This window comes from Vallicoccus soli (assembly GCF_003594885.1).
Taxonomy (GTDB): domain Bacteria; phylum Actinomycetota; class Actinomycetes; order Motilibacterales; family Motilibacteraceae; genus Vallicoccus; species Vallicoccus soli.
Window position 1 is genome coordinate 26,943 of record NZ_QZEZ01000009.1, and the last position, 19,857, is coordinate 46,799.

At 74.5% G+C, this 19,857-nt stretch carries 19 protein-coding genes; all 19 read left to right on the plus strand.

Annotated elements, in window-relative coordinates; all coding sequences use genetic code 11:
- Positions 1-91 precede the first annotated feature (91 nt).
- Positions 92-610 carry a beta-class carbonic anhydrase gene (locus D5H78_RS16355; protein ID WP_119951586.1) on the plus strand — a complete coding sequence of 173 codons (519 nt, stop codon included), beginning with the start codon at positions 92-94 and terminating at the stop codon, positions 608-610.
- 39 nt (positions 611-649) lie between these two features.
- Entirely contained in the window at positions 650-1,345 is a 696-nt protein-coding gene (locus tag D5H78_RS16360) for a demethylmenaquinone methyltransferase (protein ID WP_119951587.1), read from the plus strand.
- Between the two features lie 10 nt (positions 1,346-1,355).
- Positions 1,356-2,048: a VOC family protein gene (locus tag D5H78_RS16365; RefSeq protein WP_119951588.1), complete on the plus strand. Its 693-nt coding sequence runs from the start codon at positions 1,356-1,358 to the stop codon at positions 2,046-2,048.
- Between the two features lie 59 nt (positions 2,049-2,107).
- A complete protein-coding gene (locus D5H78_RS16370; RefSeq protein ID WP_119951589.1) occupies positions 2,108-2,278 on the plus strand; it encodes a CsbD family protein in 171 nt (56 codons plus the stop codon).
- Between the two features lie 183 nt (positions 2,279-2,461).
- A complete protein-coding gene (locus D5H78_RS16375; RefSeq protein ID WP_119951590.1) occupies positions 2,462-3,748 on the plus strand; it encodes a geranylgeranyl reductase family protein in 1,287 nt (428 codons plus the stop codon).
- A gap of 76 nt (positions 3,749-3,824) precedes the next feature.
- Entirely contained in the window at positions 3,825-4,181 is a 357-nt protein-coding gene (locus D5H78_RS16380; RefSeq protein WP_119951591.1) for an NADH-quinone oxidoreductase subunit A, read from the plus strand.
- A 25-nt stretch (positions 4,182-4,206) separates the two neighbouring features.
- On the plus strand, positions 4,207-4,800 hold the full coding sequence (locus tag D5H78_RS16385; RefSeq protein WP_119951592.1) for a NuoB/complex I 20 kDa subunit family protein: 594 nt from the start codon (positions 4,207-4,209) through the stop codon (positions 4,798-4,800).
- Positions 4,801-4,985: 185 nt separating this feature from the next.
- Positions 4,986-5,606, plus strand: a complete 621-nt coding sequence (locus D5H78_RS16390) for an NADH-quinone oxidoreductase subunit C (RefSeq protein WP_425472971.1) — start codon at positions 4,986-4,988, stop codon at positions 5,604-5,606.
- Positions 5,606-6,967, plus strand: coding sequence for an NADH-quinone oxidoreductase subunit D (locus D5H78_RS16395; RefSeq protein WP_119951593.1), 1,362 nt, complete (start codon positions 5,606-5,608; stop codon positions 6,965-6,967). Before D5H78_RS16390 ends, D5H78_RS16395 begins: the two co-directional genes overlap by 1 nt.
- Entirely contained in the window at positions 6,964-7,812 is an 849-nt protein-coding gene (gene nuoE, locus D5H78_RS16400) for an NADH-quinone oxidoreductase subunit NuoE (RefSeq protein ID WP_119951594.1), read from the plus strand. Before D5H78_RS16395 ends, nuoE begins: the two co-directional genes overlap by 4 nt.
- Complete coding sequence (nuoF, locus tag D5H78_RS16405; RefSeq protein WP_119951682.1) at positions 7,812-9,119, plus strand: NADH-quinone oxidoreductase subunit NuoF; 1,308 nt, start codon at positions 7,812-7,814, stop codon at positions 9,117-9,119. Before nuoE ends, nuoF begins: the two co-directional genes overlap by 1 nt.
- Positions 9,116-11,620 (plus strand): NADH-quinone oxidoreductase subunit G, encoded by a 2,505-nt coding sequence (locus D5H78_RS16410; RefSeq protein WP_119951595.1) that lies wholly within the window; start codon positions 9,116-9,118, stop codon positions 11,618-11,620. The genes nuoF and D5H78_RS16410 overlap by 4 nt, the downstream gene beginning before the upstream one ends.
- Positions 11,617-12,978: an NADH-quinone oxidoreductase subunit NuoH gene (gene nuoH, locus D5H78_RS16415; protein WP_177891305.1), complete on the plus strand. Its 1,362-nt coding sequence runs from the start codon at positions 11,617-11,619 to the stop codon at positions 12,976-12,978. The genes D5H78_RS16410 and nuoH overlap by 4 nt, the downstream gene beginning before the upstream one ends.
- A 43-nt stretch (positions 12,979-13,021) precedes the next feature.
- Positions 13,022-13,594, plus strand: coding sequence for an NADH-quinone oxidoreductase subunit NuoI (gene nuoI / locus D5H78_RS16420; protein ID WP_218566729.1), 573 nt, complete (start codon positions 13,022-13,024; stop codon positions 13,592-13,594).
- Positions 13,591-14,448: an NADH-quinone oxidoreductase subunit J gene (locus tag D5H78_RS16425; RefSeq protein ID WP_218566717.1), complete on the plus strand. Its 858-nt coding sequence runs from the start codon at positions 13,591-13,593 to the stop codon at positions 14,446-14,448. Before nuoI ends, D5H78_RS16425 begins: the two co-directional genes overlap by 4 nt.
- A gap of 1 nt (position 14,449) precedes the next feature.
- Complete coding sequence (gene nuoK / locus D5H78_RS16430) at positions 14,450-14,749, plus strand: NADH-quinone oxidoreductase subunit NuoK (protein ID WP_119951597.1); 300 nt, start codon at positions 14,450-14,452, stop codon at positions 14,747-14,749.
- 15 nt (positions 14,750-14,764) lie between these two features.
- Positions 14,765-16,699, plus strand: coding sequence for an NADH-quinone oxidoreductase subunit L (gene nuoL / locus D5H78_RS16435; protein ID WP_119951685.1), 1,935 nt, complete (start codon positions 14,765-14,767; stop codon positions 16,697-16,699).
- Position 16,700: 1 nt separating this feature from the next.
- Positions 16,701-18,287, plus strand: a complete 1,587-nt coding sequence (locus tag D5H78_RS16440; RefSeq protein ID WP_218566718.1) for an NADH-quinone oxidoreductase subunit M — start codon at positions 16,701-16,703, stop codon at positions 18,285-18,287.
- The gene (gene nuoN / locus D5H78_RS16445) at positions 18,284-19,834 is read left to right on the plus strand and encodes an NADH-quinone oxidoreductase subunit NuoN (protein WP_119951598.1); all 1,551 of its coding nucleotides are present in this window, start codon (positions 18,284-18,286) and stop codon (positions 19,832-19,834) included. Before D5H78_RS16440 ends, nuoN begins: the two co-directional genes overlap by 4 nt.
- Positions 19,835-19,857 lie beyond the last annotated feature (23 nt).

The following is a 19,857-nucleotide window of genomic DNA, read 5'->3' on the forward strand; positions in this document are numbered from 1 at the left end:
GCTCACCCCAGGAAGCGTAGGTGGCCGGCGGGCGAGCGCACGCCGTACGCGGGGCGGCGCCCGGGTGGCGCGGGCGGTAGGGTCCGGGGCCGTGACGGACGGCACCGGAGCGCCGGGCGGCGCCTTCGACGACCTGCTCGCGGCGAACCAGGAGTACGCGGCGGGCTTCTCCCTGCAGGGCCTCGAGGCCCGCGCGGGGCGCGGCCTGGCGCTGCTGACCTGCATGGACTCGCGGATCGAGCCGCTGGCGATGCTCGGGCTGCGCCCCGGGGACGCCAAGATCCTGCGCAACGCGGGCGGGCGGGTGACCGACGACGTGCTGCGCACCCTCGCCCTCGGCGCGCACCTGCTGGGCGTCACGCGCGTCCTCGTCGTGCCGCACACCCGCTGCCGCATGACCGGTCGCGAGGAGGACCTGCACGCGGCGCTGCGCGAGCGCTCGGGCATGGACACGCGCAGCCTCGAGCTGCGCACGACCGAGGACGTGCGGGAGGGGCTGCGCCGCGACCTGCAGCGCATCCGCTCCTGGCCCTACCTGCCGTCCGGGCTGCCCGTCGCCGGCGCGGTGTACGACGTCGACACCGGCCGGGTGGAGCCGCTCGAGGAGTAGGGCGCGGCGCGCCCGCCCGGGGCGCGCGAGGATGGCCCCATGGCCCGCGCCCAGCTCGACAAGCAGCCGCACGAGGTCGCCGCGATGTTCGACGGCGTCGCCGAGCGGTACGACCTCACCAACGACGTCCTGTCCCTCGGGCAGGCGCGGCTGTGGCGGCGCGCCGTGCGCGAGGCGCTCGACGTCCGCCCGGGGGAGCGGGTCCTCGACCTGGCCGCGGGCACCGGCACCTCGAGCGAGCCGCTGCGGGCCGCCGGTGCCTTCGTCGTCCCGACCGACTTCTCCCTCGGCATGCTGCGCACCGGCAAGCGGCGCCAGCCGCACCTGCCGCTCGTGGCGGGCGACGCGCTGCGGCTGCCCTTCGCGGACGGTGCCTTCGACGCGGCGACCATCTCCTTCGGCCTGCGCAACGTCGCCGACGTCGACGCCGCCCTGCGCGAGCTGCTGCGCGTCGTGCGCCCCGGCGGGCGCCTCGTCGTCTGCGAGTTCAGCCACCCGACGTGGGCGCCCTTCCGCACCGTGTACGTGGAGTACCTCATGCGCGCCCTGCCGCGCGTGGCCCGTGCGGTCTCGAGCGAGCCCGACGCCTACGCGTACCTCGCCGAGTCGATCCGCGCCTGGCCGGACCAGGCGGGGCTCGCGCGCCGGCTCGCCGCGGCCGGCTGGGGGTCGGTGCGCTGGCGCGACCTCACCGGCGGGGTCGTGGCCCTGCACCACGGGGTCCGCGCGGGCTAGGGTCCGCGGCGTGGCCCTCGCCCGCTGGAAGGACCTGTGCATCGACGTCGCCGACCCGGCGCGGGCCGCGGCGTTCTGGGCCCTCGCCCTCGGCCTGCGCGCGGAGCCGCGGGGCGACGACCTCACGAAGCTCGCGGGCGACCCGCCGGAGCGGGTGGTGTGGCTCAACCGGGTCCCCGAGCCCAAGACCGGGAAGTCGCGCGCGCACCTCGACCTCGTCCTCGCGGCCGCGGAGGTCGACGCCCTGCTGGCCGCGGGCGGCGCCCGCGTGGCGGAGCACGGGGAGCGCGGCCTGCGCTGGGACGTGCTGGCCGACCCCGGGGGCGTCGAGCTGTGCGCCTTCGCACCGGTGCAGGACGCGGCGCCCGCGGTGCCCACCGCGCTCGTCGTCGACAGCCTCGACCCCGTGGCCGACGCCGCCTGGTGGGCCGGCGTACTGGGCGCGCAGGTCGTCGAGGGCCCGGACGGGCGTCCGCGGTGGCTGTCCGCGGTGCCGGGGCTGCCGTGGGACGTCTGGAAGTTCGTGCCGGTCGACGACGCCCGGACCGGCAAGAACCGGGTGCACTGGGACGTCTGGTGCGACGACCTCGACGCCCTGCTGGAGCGCGGCGCCCGCGTGCTGCCGGGCTACCCGGGCGACGAGCACTGGCGCGTGCTGGCCGACCCGGCGGGCAACGAGTTCTGCGCGGCCGTCCCGCGCTGAGCGGTTGCCCCCGCGCCGCCGCGGGCAGCCTGCGGGCACGACGACGGAGGGAGCGCGCCGTGAGCGGCGAGGACAAGACGCAGAACAAGGTCGACGAGATCCAGGGCCGGGCCAAGCAGCAGGTCGGCTCCGTCACCGGCGACGAGGACCTGCAGCGCGAGGGCAAGGCCGACGAGAGCAAGGCGAACCTCAAGCAGGCCGGCGAGAAGCTCAAGGACGCCTTCAAGTAGCCCCGGCGGGCCGGTTCCCGGGCGGGCCCGGACCGGCACGCACCGTCACGACCCCGTCCTCCGCAGCGAGGGCGGGGTCGTCGGCGTGCCGGGGGACGGGTGCGGGCGACGTCGTGCCGCGGCAGGCATAGGATGCGGTGGACGGACTTCGTGAAACGCATCACAAGCGGGAGGAGGTGCGCCATGGCCCAGGACGGCCGGGTGTCCGAGGCCGACGTCGTCGTCGTCGGTGCGGGCCCCGCGGGCTCGACGACCGCCGCGCACCTCGCGCGCAGCGGCGCCGACGTCGTGCTGCTCGAGAAGTCGCGCTTCCCCCGCGAGAAGGTCTGCGGCGACGGCCTGACGCCCCGCGCGGTGCGCGAGCTCGTCGCCCTGGGCGTCGACACCAGCCCCGGGGCGGGCTGGCTGCGCAACCGCGGGCTGCGCATCCTCGGCGGCGGCATGCGCCTGCACCTGGAGTGGCCCGAGTCGCCGAGCTTCCCGTCGTACGGTCTGGTGCGCCCGCGGGCGGACCTCGACGAGACCCTCGCCCGCACCGCGGTCGAGGCGGGCGCCCGCCTGCACGAGGGCACCTCGGTGACCGGACCGCTGATCGGGCGCTCCGGACGGGTGGTCGGCGTCGCGGCGCGCGGCGAGGACGGCGAGCCGCTGGAGTTCCGCGCGCCGGTGGTCGTCGCCGCCGACGGCGGCAGCTCGCGGCTCTCCCTCGCCCTCGGCCTGCACAAGCGCGACGACCGCCCCATGGGCGTGGCCGTGCGCACCTACTACCGCAGCCCGCGGCACGACGACGACTGGCTCGAGTCCTGGCTCGAGCTGTGGGACCGCTCCGGCGGCGACGGCTCGCAGGACGCGCTGCTGCCCGGCTACGGCTGGGTCTTCGGCATGGGCGACGGCACCTCCAACGTCGGCCTCGGCATCCTCAACACGAGCAGCGCGTTCGGCCGCACGGACTACCGCCAGCTCCTGCGCACCTGGCTCGACGCGACCCCGGAGGAGTGGGGCTTCCGCGAGGAGAACCGCACCGCCCCCGTGCGCGGCGCCGCCCTGCCGATGGGCTTCAACCGCACCCCGCACTACACCCGGGGGGTCGTCCTCGTCGGCGACTCCGGCGGCATGGTCAACCCGTTCAACGGCGAGGGCATCGCGTACGCCATGGAGTCGGGGCGGCTCGCCGCCGACGCCGTGGTGCAAGCGCTGTCCCGCACGAGCGACGCCGGTCGGGAGCAAGCGCTTGCTGCGTACCCGCGGGCGGTCCGCGCCGCCTGGGGCGGCTACTACACGCTGGGCCGGGTGTTCGTGAAGGCGATCGGGCACCCCGAGGTCATGCGCCTGGCCACCCGGCACGGGCTGCCGCACCCGGTCCTCATGCGCTTCACGCTCAAGCTGCTCGCCAACCTGCACGAGCCGCACGGCGGCGACGCGATGGACCGGCTCATCGCCACCCTGACCCGGGTGGCGCCCGCCGCCTGACCCGCACCACCCGCACGACCAGCACGACCCCCGACCGGGCGACGGAGCCCGGCGACGACCCCGAGGGAGGCCCGCGGTGGAGTACCTGCCGATCGTCGCGCTGGGCGCCATCGCGCTCGGCTTCGCGGTGTTCTCCGTGGTGGCGGGGGCGCTGTCCGGGCCCGCGCGCTACAACCGGGCCAAGGTCGACGCGTACGAGTGCGGCATCGAGCCGACCCCGCAGCCCGTCGGCGGCGGCCGCTTCCCGGTGAAGTACTACCTCACCGCCATGACCTTCATCATCTTCGACATCGAGATCGTGTTCATGTACCCGTGGGCGGTGCACTTCGACGCGCTCGGCCTGGCCGGGCTCGCCGCCATGGCCCTGTTCATCGCCCTGATCTGCGTCGCCTACGCGTACGAGTGGCGCCGCGGCGGCCTGGACTGGGACTAGCGGCGGTAGGGAGAGGGGACCCGTCATGGGGCTCGAGGAGAAGCTGCCGAGCGGCTTCCTGCTCACCAGCGTGGAGCAGCTCGCCGGCTACATGCGCAAGGCGTCGCTGTGGCCGGCGACGTTCGGCCTGGCCTGCTGCGCCATCGAGATGATGACGACGGGCGGGCCGCGCTACGACACCGCCCGCTTCGGCATGGAGGTGTTCCGCGCCTCGCCGCGCCAGGCCGACCTGATGATCGTCGCGGGGCGGGTGAGCCAGAAGATGGCACCGGTCCTGCGCCAGATCTACGACCAGATGGCCAACCCCAAGTGGGTGCTCGCCATGGGCGTCTGCGCCTCCAGCGGCGGCATGTTCAACAACTACGCCGTCGTGCAGGGCGTCGACCACGTCGTGCCGGTGGACATCTACCTGCCGGGCTGCCCGCCGCGCCCGGAGATGCTCCTCGACGCGATCCTCAAGCTCCACGTGGAGATCCAGGCCGCCCCGCTCGGCGTCAACCGCGAGCGGGCGGCGCGCCTGGCCGAGGAGGCGGCGCTCGCCGCGCTGCCGACCACGAGCGTGCGCGACCTGCCGCTGCCGACGGCCGCGCGCCCCGAGCTGCCCGGGCTGGTCCGGTGAGCGAGCGCCCCGTCACCCCCGACGCGGGGCGCGACGCCGTGGCCCCGCGCCCGACCGGCGGCGCGGCCGACCAGCGCGCCGCCGCGGGCGCCCCGGCGCAGACCCAGCAGCCGGAGGCGCCGCCGGCGCCGCTCGGGGAGCGGCCCGACCGCTCCCAGGGCGAGACGGTGCGCGTGCAGCGCGGCATGTTCGGCGCGGCGAGCGGCGGCGACACCAGCGGCTACGGCCGGCTCGTGCGGCGCGTGCAGCTGCCCGGGCAGGCCGAGCGGCCGTACGGGTCGTACTTCGACGAGGTCGCCGACGAGCTCGAGCACTGGCTGCCCGGCTTCGACGACGCCGTCGAGCGGGTCGTCGTCGACCGCGGCGAGCTCACCCTCGTCGTGCGCCGCGAGCGCCTCGTCGACGTCATGCGGACCCTGCGGGACCAGCCGTCGCTGCGCTTCGAGCTGTGCCTGGGCGCGAGCGGCGTGCACTACCCCGAGGACGAGGGCCGCGAGCTGCACGTCGTGTGGCCGCTGCTGTCGATGACGCACAACCGCCGGGTGCGGGTCGAGACGACCTGCCCCGACGCCGACCCGCACGTGCCCTCGGTGGTCGCGGTCTACCCGACCGACGACTGGCACGAGCGCGAGACGTGGGACATGTTCGGCGTCCAGTTCGACGGCCACCCCGCGCTGACCCGCATCCTCATGCCCGACGACTGGCCGGGCCACCCCCAGCGCAAGGACTACCCGCTGGGCGGCATCCCGGTGGAGTTCGAGGGCGCCGAGATCCCCCCGCCCGACACGAGGAGGGCGTACAGCTGATGGCCACCGAGGCGACCACCGCCGCCGCGCAGGACCCCTACGCCGCCGGCGGGCGCGACACCACCGAGGGCCGGGTCTACACCGTGACCGGCCAGGACTGGGACACCGTCGCGAGCGGGCTCGGCGACGTCGAGAGCGAGCGGCTCGTCGTCAACATGGGCCCGCAGCACCCGTCGACGCACGGCGTGCTGCGGCTCATCCTCGAGATCGAGGGCGAGACGGTGACCGAGGCCCGCTGCGGCATCGGCTACCTGCACACCGGCATCGAGAAGAACACCGAGTTCCGCACCTGGGTCCAGGGCGTCACCTTCGTGACGCGCATGGACTACCTCTCCAACGCCTTCAACGAGACGGTCTACTGCCTCGCCGTCGAGAAGCTGCTGGGCATCACCGACGACGTGCCGCCGCGGGCGACCGTGCTGCGGGTGCTCATGATGGAGCTGCAGCGGATCGCCTCGCACCTCGTGGCCATCGCCACCGGCGGCATGGAGCTCGGCGCGCTCACCGTCATGACCAACGGCTTCCGCGAGCGGGAGATGGTCCTCGACATCTTCGAGGCGATCACCGGCCTGCGGATGAACATGGCGTACGTCCGCCCCGGCGGCGTCGCGCAGGACCTGCCGCGCGGCGCCGAGGAGCAGGTGCGCGAGTTCCTGCGGGTCATGCCCGGGCGCATCGACGAGCTCGAGAAGCTCTGCAACGAGAACACCATCTTCAAGGGCCGCACCGTCGACGTCGGCTACCTCGACCTCACCGGCTGCATGGCGCTCGGCGTGACCGGGCCGGTGCTGCGCTCGACGGGGCTGCCCTGGGACCTGCGCAAGGCCCAGCCCTACTGCGGCTACGAGACCTACGACTTCGACGTCCCGGTGCGCGACACGTGCGACGCGTACGGCCGCTTCCGCATCCGGGTGGACGAGATGCGCCAGTCGCTGCGCATCGTCGAGCAGGCGCTGGACAAGCTGCGCGACCTCGGGGACGGGCCGGTCATGGTCGGCGACCGCAAGATCGCGTGGCCGTCGCAGCTCGCGCTCGGCGGGGACGGACTCGGCAACTCCCTCGACCACATCCGCCACATCATGGGCGAGTCGATGGAGGCCCTGATCCACCACTTCAAGCTGGTGACCGAGGGCTTCCGCGTGCCGGCCGGGCAGGTGTACGCCGCCGTGGAGGGCCCGCGCGGCGAGCTCGGCGCGCACGTGGTGAGCGACGGCGGGACGCGGCCGTACCGCGTGCACTTCCGCGACCCCAGCTTCACGAACCTGCAGGCGACGGCGGCGATGAGCGAGGGCGGCCAGGTCGCCGACGTCATCGCCGCGATCGCCTCGCTCGACCCCGTCATGGGAGGGGTGGACCGGTGAGCGCACCCGTCGAGGGGGCCGCGTTCGAGCACCTGCGCGCCGACGCGCAGGAGGTCATCGCGCGCTACCCGCAGCCGCGCTCGGCGCTGCTGCCGCTGCTGCACCTCGTGCAGGCCGAGGAGGGCTTCGTCAGCGAGCGCGGGGTCGACTTCTGCGCCGAGCTGCTGGGGCTCACCGCGGCCGAGGTCCAGGCCGTCGCGACCTTCTACACGATGTACAAGCGCCGCCCCGTCGGGCGCCACCACGTCGGGGTGTGCACCAACACCCTGTGCGCGGTGCTCGGCGGCGACGAGATCCTCGCCCGGCTGCAGTCCCACCTCGGCGTCGGCAACGACGAGACGACCGAGGACGGCGCCATCACGCTCGAGCACATCGAGTGCAACGCGGCCTGCGACTACGCGCCGGTCGTCATGGTCGACTGGGAGTTCTTCGACGACCAGACGCCGCAGAGCGCGGTGGAGCTCGTGGACCGGCTGCGCTCCGGCGAGGAGGTCGTGCCCACCCGCGGCGCGCCCCTGCGCGGCTTCCGCGCCACCGAGCGGCTGCTCGCGGGCTTCTACGACGGCCGCGCCGACGAGGGCCCCTCGGCCGGGCACGCCTCGCTGGCGGGGGTGTCGATCCACCGGCAGCGCCAGGACGACGGCCGGGAGGACGGGGGCGCGATCGGGCGCAGCGAGCCCGCCGACGCCGGCCCCGGCCTGAGCACGGGGTACGGCCGCGACGGCGGCCCCAGCGCCGCCGACCCGACGGCGACCGCGGCCTCCGACCCGGCCAACCGCACGCCGCCGGCGCACGCCGACGACCCGAGCACGTCCCGCACCCGCGCCGAGGGGGGCGCCCCGTGATGCAGCTGACCCCGGTCCTCACCCGCGCGTGGGGCGAGGACCGCTCCTGGACCCTGCCCGCGTACGAGCGCGCCGAGGGCTACCGCGGCCTGCGGGCCGCCCTGGCGATGGAGCCGGACGAGGTCGTGGCCGCCGTCAAGGACGCCGGCCTGCGCGGGCGCGGCGGCGCCGGCTTCCCCACGGGCATGAAGTGGGGCTTCATCCCGCAGGGCGACGGCAAGCCGCACTACCTCGTGGTCAACGCCGACGAGTCCGAGCCGGGCACGTGCAAGGACATCCCGACGATGATGGCCAACCCCCACGAGCTCGTGGAGGGCGTGGTCATCACCTGCTACGCGATCCGGGCGAACCACGCGTTCATCTACGTGCGCGGCGAGGTGGCGCACGTCTACCGCCGCGTGCTCGCCGCGGTCCAGGAGGCGCGCGCCGCCGGCTACGTCGGCGCCGACGTGCTCGGCTCGGGCTTCGACCTGGAGATCACCGTGCACGCGGGGGCGGGGGCGTACATCTGCGGCGAGGAGACCGCGCTGCTGGACTCCCTGGAGGGCCGGCGCGGCCAGCCGCGGCTGCGCCCGCCGTTCCCGGCGGTCGCCGGGCTCTACGCGTGCCCGACCGTCATCAACAACGTCGAGTCCGTGGCGAGCGTGCCGTCGATCCTGCGCCACGGCGTGGACTGGTTCTCCGCGATGGGCACCGAGAAGTCCAAGGGCATGACGATCTACTCGCTGTCCGGGCACGTCGTGCGCCCCGGGCAGTACGAGGCCCCGCTCGGCATCACGCTGCGCGAGCTCCTCGACCTCACCGGCGGGGTGCGCCCCGGGCACCAGCTGAAGTTCTGGACGCCCGGCGGGTCGTCGACGCCGATCTTCACCGCCGAGCACCTCGACGTCCCGCTGGACTACGAGGGCGTCTCGGCCGCCGGGTCGATGCTCGGCACCAAGGCGCTGCAGGTCTTCGACGAGACGACGTGCGTGGTCCGCGCGGTGCTGCGCTGGAGCGAGTTCTACGCCCACGAGTCCTGCGGCAAGTGCACGCCGTGCCGCGAGGGGACGTACTGGGTCGTCCAGCTGCTGCGCGACCTCGAGGCCGGCCAGGGCCGGGCCGAGGACCTCGAGAAGCTGCTCGACCTCTGCGACAACATCATGGGCCGCTCGTTCTGCGCGCTCGGCGACGGCGCGACGAGCCCCATCACCTCCTCGATCAAGCACTTCCGCGACGAGTACGTCGCGCACCTCGGCGGCCGGGGCTGCCCCTTCGACCCCGCCCGCTCCACCCGCTTCGCCGACCAGCTGCTGGGGGCGTCATGACGGTCACCACCGGTCCCGGGACGAAGGGCGGGGGCGGCGAGGTCGCCCCGCAGGAGGACCTCGTCACCGTCACCATCGACGGGCACGAGGTCAGCGTCGTCAAGGGCACCCTGCTCATCCGCGCCGCCGAGCTGCTCGGCATCCAGGTGCCGCGCTTCTGCGACCACCCGCTGCTCGACCCCGTCGGCGCCTGCCGGCAGTGCCTCGTCGAGGTGCCCGACATGGGCAACGGGCGCGGCATGCCCAAGCCCGCCGCGTCGTGCACCACGACGGTCATGCCCGGCATGGTGGTGAAGACCCAGCTCACCTCGCCCGTCGCCGACAAGGCGCAGCAGGGCGTCATGGAGCTGCTGCTCGTCAACCACCCGCTCGACTGCCCGGTCTGCGACAAGGGCGGGGAGTGCCCGCTGCAGAACCAGGCCATGAGCAACGGCCGCGGCGAGACGCGCTACGAGGGCGTCAAGCGGACGTACCCGAAGCCGGTGCGCATCTCGACCCAGGTGCTGCTCGACCGCGAGCGGTGCGTGCTGTGCGCGCGCTGCACCCGCTTCGCCCAGCAGGTCGCCGGCGACCCGTTCATCGAGCTGCTCGAGCGCGGCGCGCTGCAGCAGGTCGGCATCGACGAGGACGAGCCCTTCCAGAGCTACTTCTCCGGCAACACCATCCAGATCTGCCCGGTCGGGGCGCTGACGAGCGCGGCGTACCGGTTCCGGGCGCGCCCGTTCGACCTCGTGTCGAGCCCGAGCGTCTGCGAGCACTGCGCGTCGGGCTGCGCGCTGCGCACCGACCACCGCCGCGGCACGGTGGTGCGCCGGCTGGCCGGCGACGACCCGCAGGTCAACGAGGAGTGGAACTGCGACAAGGGCCGCTTCGCGTTCCGGTACGCCGACACCACGGCCGCCGGCGGGCGCCGGCTCACCACCCCGCTCGTGCGCGACGAGGACGGCGAGCTCGTGCCGACCTCGTGGCCCGACGCGCTGGCGACCGCGGCCGAGGGGCTGCGGCGCGCCCGCGCCGCGGGCGGCGTCGGCGTGCTGGCGGGCGGGCGGCTCACCGTCGAGGACGCGTACGCGTACGCCAAGCTCGCCCGCGTCGCGCTGGGCACCAACGACGTCGACTTCCGGGCCCGCCCGCACAGCGCCGAGGAGGCGGACGTGCTCGGCGCCGTCGTCGCCGGGCGCCTCGTGGGCTCGGCCGGGGCGGTGACCTACGCCGACCTCGAGCGGGCCCCCGCGGTCGTCCTCGCCGGCCTCGAGCCGGAGGAGGAGTCGCCGATCGTCTTCCTGCGGCTGCGCAAGGCCGCGCGCAGGGGCGGCATGGCCGTCCACGTGCTCGCGCCGTTCCTCTCCCGGGGCGCGCAGAAGCTCACGGCGGCGCTGCACGAGGTCCTGCCCGGCGCCGAGGCGGAGGCGCTCGACGCGCTCGCCGACGCCACCGGGTCGGGGCCCGCGTGGGCCGCGCTGCGCGAGCCGGGCGCGGTGCTGCTCGTCGGCGAGCGGCTCGCGGAGGTGCCGGGCGCCCTCACCGCGGCCGCGCACGCCGCGGCGGCGGCCGGGGCGCGCCTGGCGTGGGTGCCGCGCCGGGCCGGCGAGCGCGGCGCGCTCGAGGCCGGGGCGCTGCCCACGCTGCTGCCCGGCGGGCGGCCGGTCGCCGACCCCGCCGCCCGGGTCGACGTCGCCACCGCCTGGGGCGTGCCCTCGCTGCCCGCGGCCCCCGGGCGCGACACCGCGGGGATCCTCGCCGCCGCCGGGGCCGGGGCGCTCGGGGGCCTCGTCGTCGGCGGCGTCGACGTGGAGGACCTGCCCGACCCGGTCGGGGCGCAGGCGGCGCTCGGCGCTGCCGGCTTCGTCGTGAGCCTCGAGGTGCGGGAGAGCGCTGTCACCGCGCTGGCCGACGTGGTCCTGCCGGTGGCGCCGGTGGTCGAGAAGGCGGGGACGTTCCTCGACTGGGAGGGCCGCCCCCGGCCCTTCGACCGGGTCCTCCCGCACTCCTCGGCGATGTCCGACGCGCGCGTGCTCGACGGGCTCGCCGGGCTGCTCGGCGCGCCGCTGGGCGTCGGCGACGTGTCGCGGGCGCGGCGCGAGCTCGACGAGCTCGGGCCGTGGGAGGGTGCGCGCGTGGACCTCCCGCTCCGCTCCGGCACCGCCGCCGGTGCCACCGGTGCCCCCGGTGCCGCCGCAGCGCCCGGGGCGGGGGAGGCCCTGCTCGCCACCGGGCGGCTGCTCCTCGACGGCGGGCGCCTCGAGGACGGCGAGCCGTTCCTCGCCGGCACCGCCCGCCCACCGCGGGCCCACCTGAGCCCGGCCACGGCGGCCGAGGTCGGCGTGGCGCCCGGGGAGCGGGTCCTCGTGCGCGGCGCCCGCGGCGCCGTGCGGCTGCCCGTGGAGGTGGTGCCGATGCCCGACCGGGTCGTCTGGCTGCCCGTCGTGCCGGGCCTGCGCCGCCAGCTCGCGGCCGCCCCCGGCACCGTCGTCGCCCTCGAGGGCGGTGAGCCGCGGTGACCCCCGTGCAGGAGCTGCTCGCCGACGACCCGTGGTGGCTCGTCGTCGGCAAGGCGGTCGCGCTCTTCGGCCTGTGCGTGGTCCTCACGCTCTTCAACATCTGGCTCGAGCGCCGGGTCGTCGCCCGGATGCAGCACCGCAGCGGTCCCAACCGGCACGGGCCGTTCGGGCTGCTGCAGAGCCTCGCCGACGGCGTGAAGCTCGGGCTCAAGGAGGACCTCATCCCCAAGGCCGCCGACAAGGTGGTCTTCGTCCTCGCCCCCGTGCTCTCGGTCGTCCCGGCGTTCATGGCCTTCGCCGTCATCCCGTTCGGGCCCGAGGTCTCCATCCTCGGCGAGCGGACGGCCCTGCAGCTGTTCGACCCGAGCGTCGGCGTGCTCTACGTCCTGGCCATCGCCTCGGTCGGCGTGTACGGCATCGTGCTGGCCGGCTGGGCGTCCGGCTCGACGTACCCGCTGCTCGGCGGGCTGCGCTCGACCGCCCAGGTGATCTCCTACGAGGTCGCCATGGGCCTGTCCTTCGTCGCGGTCTTCCTCTACGCCGGGTCGATGTCGACCTCGCAGATCGTCGCCGAGCAGCAGCGGCTGTGGTTCGCCGTCGCGCTCTTCCCGAGCTTCCTCATCTACGCGGTGTCGATGGTCGGCGAGACGAACCGCGCGCCGTTCGACCTCGCCGAGGCCGAGGGCGAGCTCGTCGGCGGCTTCCACACCGAGTACAGCTCGCTGAAGTTCGCGCTGTTCTTCCTCGCCGAGTACATCAACATGGTCACCGTCTCGGCGCTGGCGACCACGCTGTTCCTGGGCGGCTGGCGCGCCCCGGTGCCGCTGAGCTGGTGGGACGGCGCCAACGAGGGCTGGGTCCCGCTGGTCTGGTTCTTCGCCAAGGTCTTCCTCGTCATGTTCGTCTTCATCTGGCTGCGCGGCACGCTCCCGCGGTTCCGGTACGACCAGTTCATGGCGCTGGGCTGGAAGCGGCTCATCCCCGCCTCCCTCGCCTGGATCCTCGTCGTGGCCACCGTGCGCGCGGTCACCCAGAGCACGGACGTCAGCCGGCAGGAGCTGCTCACCGTCCTCGGCGTGGCGCTCGCCGTCCTGCTCGCGGGCCTGCTGCTCTGGCCTTCCGGCAAGGACGACGAGGCCCGCGACGGGGGCGACGCGAGGGCCACCGGCGCCACCGGCCCGGCGGGTTCGGGCGGCGGCGCCGCGCCGGCCGCCGCGGGGCCCGCGTTCGACCCCATGGCCGGCGGGTTCCCCGTGCCGCCGCTGCCCGGGCAGCAGCTGCCGCCCGCACCGCCCCGCGTACCGGCCGGCGCCCCGGCGCCCGGCGCGCGGACCACCGAGGAGGAGCCCCGTGCCTGACCCCCTCGCCCCGGTCGCCGGCTTCGGCGTCACCTTCAAGCGGATGTTCTCGAAGGTGGTCACCGAGCAGTACCCGGAGGAGAAGAAGGAGACCGCGCCGCGCTTCCACGGCCGGCACGTCCTCAACCGCTACGCCGACGGGCTCGAGCGGTGCATCGGCTGCGAGCTGTGCGCCTGGGCCTGCCCCGCGGACGCGATCTACGTCGAGGGCGCGGACAACACCGAGGAGGAGCGCTACAGCCCCGGTGAGCGCTACGGCCGCGTCTACCAGATCAACTACCTGCGGTGCATCTTCTGCGGGCTGTGCATCGAGGCCTGCCCGACCCGCGCGCTGACGATGAGCAACGAGTTCGAGCTCGCCGACCGCAGCCGCCAGAGCCTCATCTTCGACAAGGGCGAGCTGCTCGCGCCGCTGCAGCAGGGCATGGTCCCGCCGCCGCACGCCATGGCGCCCGGCACGAGCGCCGAGGACTACTACCGCGGCACCGTGCGCGCCGCGCCCGCCGCCGCGGCGGGCGACCCCGACGCGCAGGACCCGACCCGGCGCGCGGCCACCCCCAGCGGCCAGGTGCGCTCGCAGCTCGCGCAGCCCTACGACACCGGGGGCACGCGGTGAGCGGCGTCCTGCTCGCCCAGGCCGTCGAGGGCGCGACGACGACGGTGCAGACGAGCACCGCCGAGACGGTGGCCTTCTGGGTCCTGGCGCCGGTCACGGTGCTCGCCTCGCTCGGCATGCTCCTCGTGCGCAAGGCCGTGCACAGCGCGCTGCTGCTCGCGGTGACCATGATCAGCCTCGCGGTGCTCTACCTCGGCCAGAGCGCGCCGTTCCTCGGCGTCGTGCAGGTCGTCGTCTACACCGGCGCGGTCATGATGCTGTTCCTCTTCGTGCTCATGCTCGTGGGCGTCGACTCCTCCGACTCGCTCGTGGAGACGATCCGCGGCCAGCGCGTGGCGGCGGTCGTCGCCGGCGTCGGCTTCGGCGCCCTGCTGCTGCTCGGCCTCGGGCGCGCGGTGGTCGACCCGGCCGGCGACATCGCCGCGGCCAACGCCGGCGGAAACGTCGAGGGCATCGCCGCGCTGCTCTTCGGCCGCTACGTGCTGGCCTTCGAGGTCACGGCCGCGCTGCTCATCACCGCCGCCATCGCCGCCATGGTCCTCACCCACCGCGAGCGCATCGGCCCGCGCCAGACGCAGCGCGAGCTGTCCAAGGCCCGGTTCGCCCCCGGCGGGCACCCGACGCCGCTGCCGGCCCCCGGCGTTTACGCCCGGCACAACGCGGTCGACACCCCCGCGCTGCTGCCCGACGGCTCGCCCGCCGAGGTGTCGGTCAACCGCACGCTCACCGCCCGCGGCGAGACCCGCACGCCGTCCCCCGACGACGGGCGCGCCATCGAGCGCCAGCTCGGGCTCGAGCCCGGGCACCAGGGGCCGGTGCGGCGCGCCCGCGGCGACGGCGAGGAGGAGCGCTGACGTGGACCCGCTGAACTACCTCTACCTCTCCGCGGTCCTCTTCGCGATCGGCGCGGCCGGGGTGCTCCTGCGGCGCAACGCCATCGTCGTCTTCATGTGCATCGAGCTCATGCTCAACGCGTCGAACCTCGCCTTCGTCACGTTCGCCCGCACCACGGGCACGCTCGACGGGCAGGTCGCCGCCTTCTTCGTCATGGTCGTCGCGGCCGCGGAGGTCGTCGTCGGCCTCGCGATCATCGTGACGATCTTCCGCACGCGCCGCTCGGCCTCGGTCGACGACGCCAGCCTGCTGAAGTTCTAGGGGAGGGGGAGCGTGCTGCTCGCCGCCGAGCCCGTCGTCACCGCGGCCGGGCCCGCCACGGGGGTCTTCGACCTCGTCTGGCTGCTCGCCGCCCTGCCCGCGGCGGGCGCCGCCCTGCTGCTGCTCGGCGGCCGGCGCACCGACCGCTGGGGGCACCTGCTCGCCACGGGCGCCAGCGCCGCGTCCTTCGTGCTCGCCGTGCTCATGTTCGTGGCGATGCTCGGGCGCGACGCCGAGGAGCGGGTGGTGCGCCAGGTCGCGTACACCTGGATCCCCTCGGTCGGGGACTTCTCGGTCGACGCCGCCTTCCGGCTCGACCCGCTGTCCATGGCCTTCGTGCTGCTGGTGACGGGCGTCGGCACGCTGATCCACGTCTACTCGATCGGCTACATGGCGCACGACCCCGACCGGCGCCGGTTCTTCGCGTACCTCAACCTCTTCGTCGCCGCGATGCTGGTGCTCGTCCTCGCCGACGACTACCTCGTGCTCTACCTCGGCTGGGAGGGCGTCGGCCTCGCGTCGTACCTGCTCATCGGGTTCTGGGGCTACAACCCGGCGTACGCGACCGCGGCCCGCAAGGCGTTCGTCGTCAACCGCGTCGGTGACGTGGGGCTGTCCATCGCCCTCATGACGATGTTCGCGACCTTCGGCACGCTCTCCTTCTCCGGCGTCCTCGGCGCCGCGGACGGCGCGTCGGAGACCACGCTGACCGTCATCGGCCTGCTGCTCCTGCTCGCCGCCTGCGGCAAGTCCGCGCAGGTGCCGCTGCAGTCCTGGCTCGGCGACGCGATGGCGGGCCCGACGCCGGTGTCGGCGCTCATCCACGCCGCGACGATGGTCACCGCGGGCGTCTACCTCATCGTGCGCAGCGGGCCGATCTTCGACCTGGCACCGGACGCGCGGCTCGCCGTCGTGGTCGTCGGCGCGGTGACGCTGCTGTTCGGCGCGGTCATCGGCTGCGCCAAGGACGACATCAAGAAGGCGCTCGCCGCCTCGACGATGTCCCAGATCGGCTACATGGTGCTGGCGGCGGGCCTCGGCCCCGCCGGGTACGCCTTCGCCATCGCGCACCTGCTCACCCACGGCTTCTTCAAGGCCGGGATGTTCCTGGGCGCCGGGTCCGTGATGCACGCGATGGACGACCAGACCGACATGCGCCGCTTCGGCGGGCTCTACAGGGCCCTGCCGGTCACGCACGCCACGTTCGTCCTCGGCTGGCTGGCGATCATCGGCATCCCGCCCTTCGCCGGGTTCTGGACCAAGGACGCGATCATCGAGGCCGCGCTGGCCGAGGAGGGGTGGCGGGCGTACGTCTTCGGCGGCGCCGCCCTGCTCGGCGCCGGGCTGACCGCGTTCTACATGACGCGGCTCATGGTCATGACGTTCTGGGGCAAGCGGCGGTGGACGCAGGGCCAGCACCCGCACGAGGCGCCCTCGACGATGACCGGGCCGATGGTCGTGCTCGCCGCCGGCTCCGCGCTGGCCGGTCTGCTGCTCATCCCCGGCGAGCGCCTCGTGCACTGGCTCGAGCCGGTGGTCCCGCACAGCGAGCACGAGCTGCCGGTGCCGGTCTGGGTCATCTCGCTCATGACCGTCGCGGTCGTGCTCGTCGGCGTCGCGCTCGCGGTCGCCCAGTACGCCCGCGGCCGCGACATCCCGCTCACCGCGCCCGTCGCGGTCAGCCCGTTCACCGCCGCCGCGCGCCGCGACCTCTACCAGGACGCGGTCAACGAGGCCGTCCTCATGCGCCCCGGGCAGTACCTCACCCGGACCCTGGTGTGGGGCGACAACCGCGGCATCGACGGGCTCGTCAACACCGTCGCCGCGACGATCGGGGGCACCTCGGGGCGCCTGCGGCGGCTGCAGACCGGCTTCGTGCGCTCGTACGCCCTGTCCATGCTCGGTGGCGCCGCCCTCGTCGTCGGCGCCCTGCTGATCGTGAGGCTCTGACGTGGACGGCACCGACCTCGCCGCGGCCCCCCTGGAGTCCGGCCCGCTGCTCCTGCTGCTCTGCCTGCTGCCGCTCGTCGGCGCCGCGGTCGTGGCCGCCGTCCCGGCGCGCGCCGCGGAGGCGGCCAAGCGGCTCGCGGTCGCGGTCGCCCTGGCCACGCTCGCCGTGGCGGTCGTCGTGGCGCTGCGCTTCGACCGGGGCGCCGACGCGCCGTACCAGCTGGCCGACCGCTACGACTGGATCCCGCAGTTCGGGGTGAGCCTCTCGCTCGGCGTCACCGGCATCTCGGTCGCGCTCGTCGCGCTCACCGCGGTGCTCGTCCCGCTGTGCCTGCTGGCCTCCTGGGACGACGGCCGGGCGTCCTCGCGGCGCCCGCAGACGCACCTCGCGCTCATGCTGGCGCTCGAGGGGCTCATCCTCGCCGCGTTCTGCGCCCGCGACGTCTTCCTCTTCTACGTCTGCTTCGAGGTCATGCTCATCCCCATGTACTTCCTCATCGGGGGGTACGGCGGGGCGCAGCGCTCGTACGCGGCGGCGAAGTTCCTCATCTACAACCTGCTCGGCGGGCTCGTCATGCTCGCCGCGCTCATCGGGCTCTACGTGGAGTCCCGCGGCCTGCCGGGCGCCGAGGACGGCACGTTCGACATCACGACGCTCGCGACGCAGCTCGAGCTCGGGACGACGACCGAGCGGCTGCTCTTCCTCGGCTTCTTCCTCGCCTTCGCCATCAAGGCGCCGCTGTGGCCGCTGCACACGTGGCTGCCCGACGCGGCGGTGGAGGCGCGGCCGGGCGCGGCGGTCCTCATGGTCTCGGTCATGGACAAGCTCGGCACCTTCGGGATGATCGCGCTGTGCCTGCCGCTGTTCCCCGCGGCGTCGGTGTGGGCGCGCCCCGTCGTCGTCGCCCTGGCGGTCGTCGGCATCGTGTACGGCGCCCTCGTCGCCATCGGCCAGAGCGACCTCATGCGCCTCATCGCGTACACCTCGGTGTCGCACTTCGGCTTCATCATCATGGGGATCTTCGCGATGACGAGCCAGGGCCAGACCGGGGCGACCCTCTACATGGTCAACCACGGCTTCTCCACCGCCGGGCTGTTCCTCATCGCCGGGATGATGGTGACGCGGCGCGGGTCCCGGCTCATCGCCGACTACGGGGGGGTGCAGCGGGTCGCGCCGGTGCTCGCCGGCTCGTTCTTCGTCGCCGGCCTGTCGAGCCTCGCCCTGCCGGGCCTGTCGAGCTTCGTCAGCGAGTTCCTCGTCCTCGTGGGCACCTTCACCCGCTACCAGGCGGCGGCGGTGGTGGCCACGCTCGGCATCGTGCTCGCCGCCCTCTACATCCTGCTCACCGTCACCCGGACGCTGAGCGGTCCGGTGCGCCCGGAGACCGAGGGCTTCCGCGACCTGCGCGGGCGCGAGGCGGCGGTCGTCGCCCCGGTGCTGGCCGTCATCATCGCCCTGGGCTTCGTCCCGGGGCCGCTCATCGACGTCATCGACCACGGCGTCGACGACACGCTCGCCTCGGTGTCGCAGGACGACCCCGCGCCGAGCGTGCCCGCCGCGCCCGTCGCCGAGGGGAGCCCGGAGTGAGCACGCTCGCCGTGGAGGCGGTCGACGGCCCGACCATCGAGTACGCCCACCTCTCGCCCCTGATCGTCGTGCTCGGCGCCGCCGTGGTCGGGGTGCTCATCGAGGCGTTCGCGCCCCGCGAGCGGCGCCGCGCGCTGCAGCTGGGCCTGGGGGTGCTGGCGCTCGGCGGCGCCCTCGTCGCCGTGGTCGCGCTGGCCGGCACGGTCGACGTGGCCGCCGAGGGCGCGGTCGCCGTCGACGGCCCGACGCTGTTCCTGCAGGGGACGATCCTCGCCCTGGCCCTCACCGCGCTGCTCAGCGTGGGGGAGCGCTCGCTCGACCCCGAGGGCGACGCCTTCGCGGCGCAGGCCTCGGCGGTCCCCGGCTCCACCGCCGAGCGCACCCTCACCCGCGAGGGGGTGACCCAGACCGAGGTCGTCCCGCTCTACCTGTTCGCCGTCGGCGGCATGCTGCTCTTCCCCGCGGCCAACGACCTGGTGACGATGTTCGTCGCGCTCGAGGTCCTCTCGCTGCCGCTCTACCTGCTCTGCGCGCTGGCCCGCCGGCGGCGGCTGCTCTCGCAGGAGGCGGCGCTCAAGTACTTCCTCCTCGGCTCGTTCAGCTCCGCGTTCTTCCTCTACGGCGCCGCGCTGCTCTACGGCTACTCCGGCTCGCTGCGCCTCGGCGGCATCGCCGAGGCGGTGAGCTCGTCGTCGAGCAACGACGGCCTGCTCCTCGTCGGCACCGCGCTCGTCGGCGTGGGGCTGCTCTTCAAGGTCGGCGCGGTGCCCTTCCACGCCTGGACGCCCGACGTCTACCAGGGCGCCCCGACGCCCATCACGGGCTTCATGGCCGCCTGCACCAAGGTCGCCGCGTTCGGCGCCCTGCTGCGCGTCTTCTACGTCGCGCTCGGCGGGGCGGGCTGGGACTGGCGCCCCCTCATGTACGGCGTCGCCGCCCTGACGATGGTCGTGGGCGCGGTCGTCGCGATCACCCAGACCGACGTCAAGCGGATGCTCGCGTACTCCTCGGTCGCCCACGCCGGCTTCATCCTCTGCGGCGTCGTGGCCCTGGACCGCGCGGGCGTGTCGAGCGTGCTGTTCTACCTCGTCGCGTACGGCTTCGCCACCGTCGGCGCCTTCGCGGTCGTCACCCTCGTCCGCGACGCCGCCGGGGAGGCGACCCACCTGTCGCAGTGGGCGGGCCTCGGCCGGCGGTCCCCGCTCGTCGCCGGGATCTTCGCGCTGTTCCTGCTGTCCTTCGCCGGCATCCCGCTCACCGCGGGCTTCACCGGCAAGTTCGCGGTCTTCGAGGCGGCGGCCCAGGGCGGCAGCCCGTCGCTCGTCGTCATCGGCGTCCTGACCTCCGCCGTGGCCGCGTTCTTCTACGCCAAGGTGATCGTCCTCATGTTCTTCAACGACCCGCTGCCGGACGGCCCGACCGTGGCGGTGCCCGGTGTGGGCACCACGGTTGCGGTCGCGCTGGGCGCTGCCGTTACGGTGGCCCTGGGCGTCGTGCCGCAGGTCGTCCTCGACCTCGCGGACCAGGCGGCGCTCTTCGTCCGCTAGGCCCGGTCGGCCCGCCGCCCGTA

What these genes read in the sequence shown, in the direction of transcription:
- D5H78_RS16360 (WP_119951587.1), top strand. Translation starts at nt 650, where the DNA reads ATGGCCCGCGCCCAGCTCGACAAGCAGCCGCACGAGGTCGCCGCGATG.
- D5H78_RS16375 (WP_119951590.1), top strand. Translation starts at nt 2,462, where the DNA reads ATGGCCCAGGACGGCCGGGTGTCCGAGGCCGACGTCGTCGTCGTCGGT.
- D5H78_RS16385 (WP_119951592.1), top strand. Translation starts at nt 4,207, where the DNA reads ATGGGGCTCGAGGAGAAGCTGCCGAGCGGCTTCCTGCTCACCAGCGTG.
- D5H78_RS16390 (WP_425472971.1), top strand. Translation starts at nt 4,986, where the DNA reads ATGTTCGGCGCGGCGAGCGGCGGCGACACCAGCGGCTACGGCCGGCTC.
- D5H78_RS16395 (WP_119951593.1), top strand. Translation starts at nt 5,606, where the DNA reads ATGGCCACCGAGGCGACCACCGCCGCCGCGCAGGACCCCTACGCCGCC.
- nuoF (WP_119951682.1), top strand. Translation starts at nt 7,812, where the DNA reads ATGCAGCTGACCCCGGTCCTCACCCGCGCGTGGGGCGAGGACCGCTCC.
- D5H78_RS16410 (WP_119951595.1), top strand. Translation starts at nt 9,116, where the DNA reads ATGACGGTCACCACCGGTCCCGGGACGAAGGGCGGGGGCGGCGAGGTC.
- nuoI (WP_218566729.1), top strand. Translation starts at nt 13,022, where the DNA reads ATGTTCTCGAAGGTGGTCACCGAGCAGTACCCGGAGGAGAAGAAGGAG.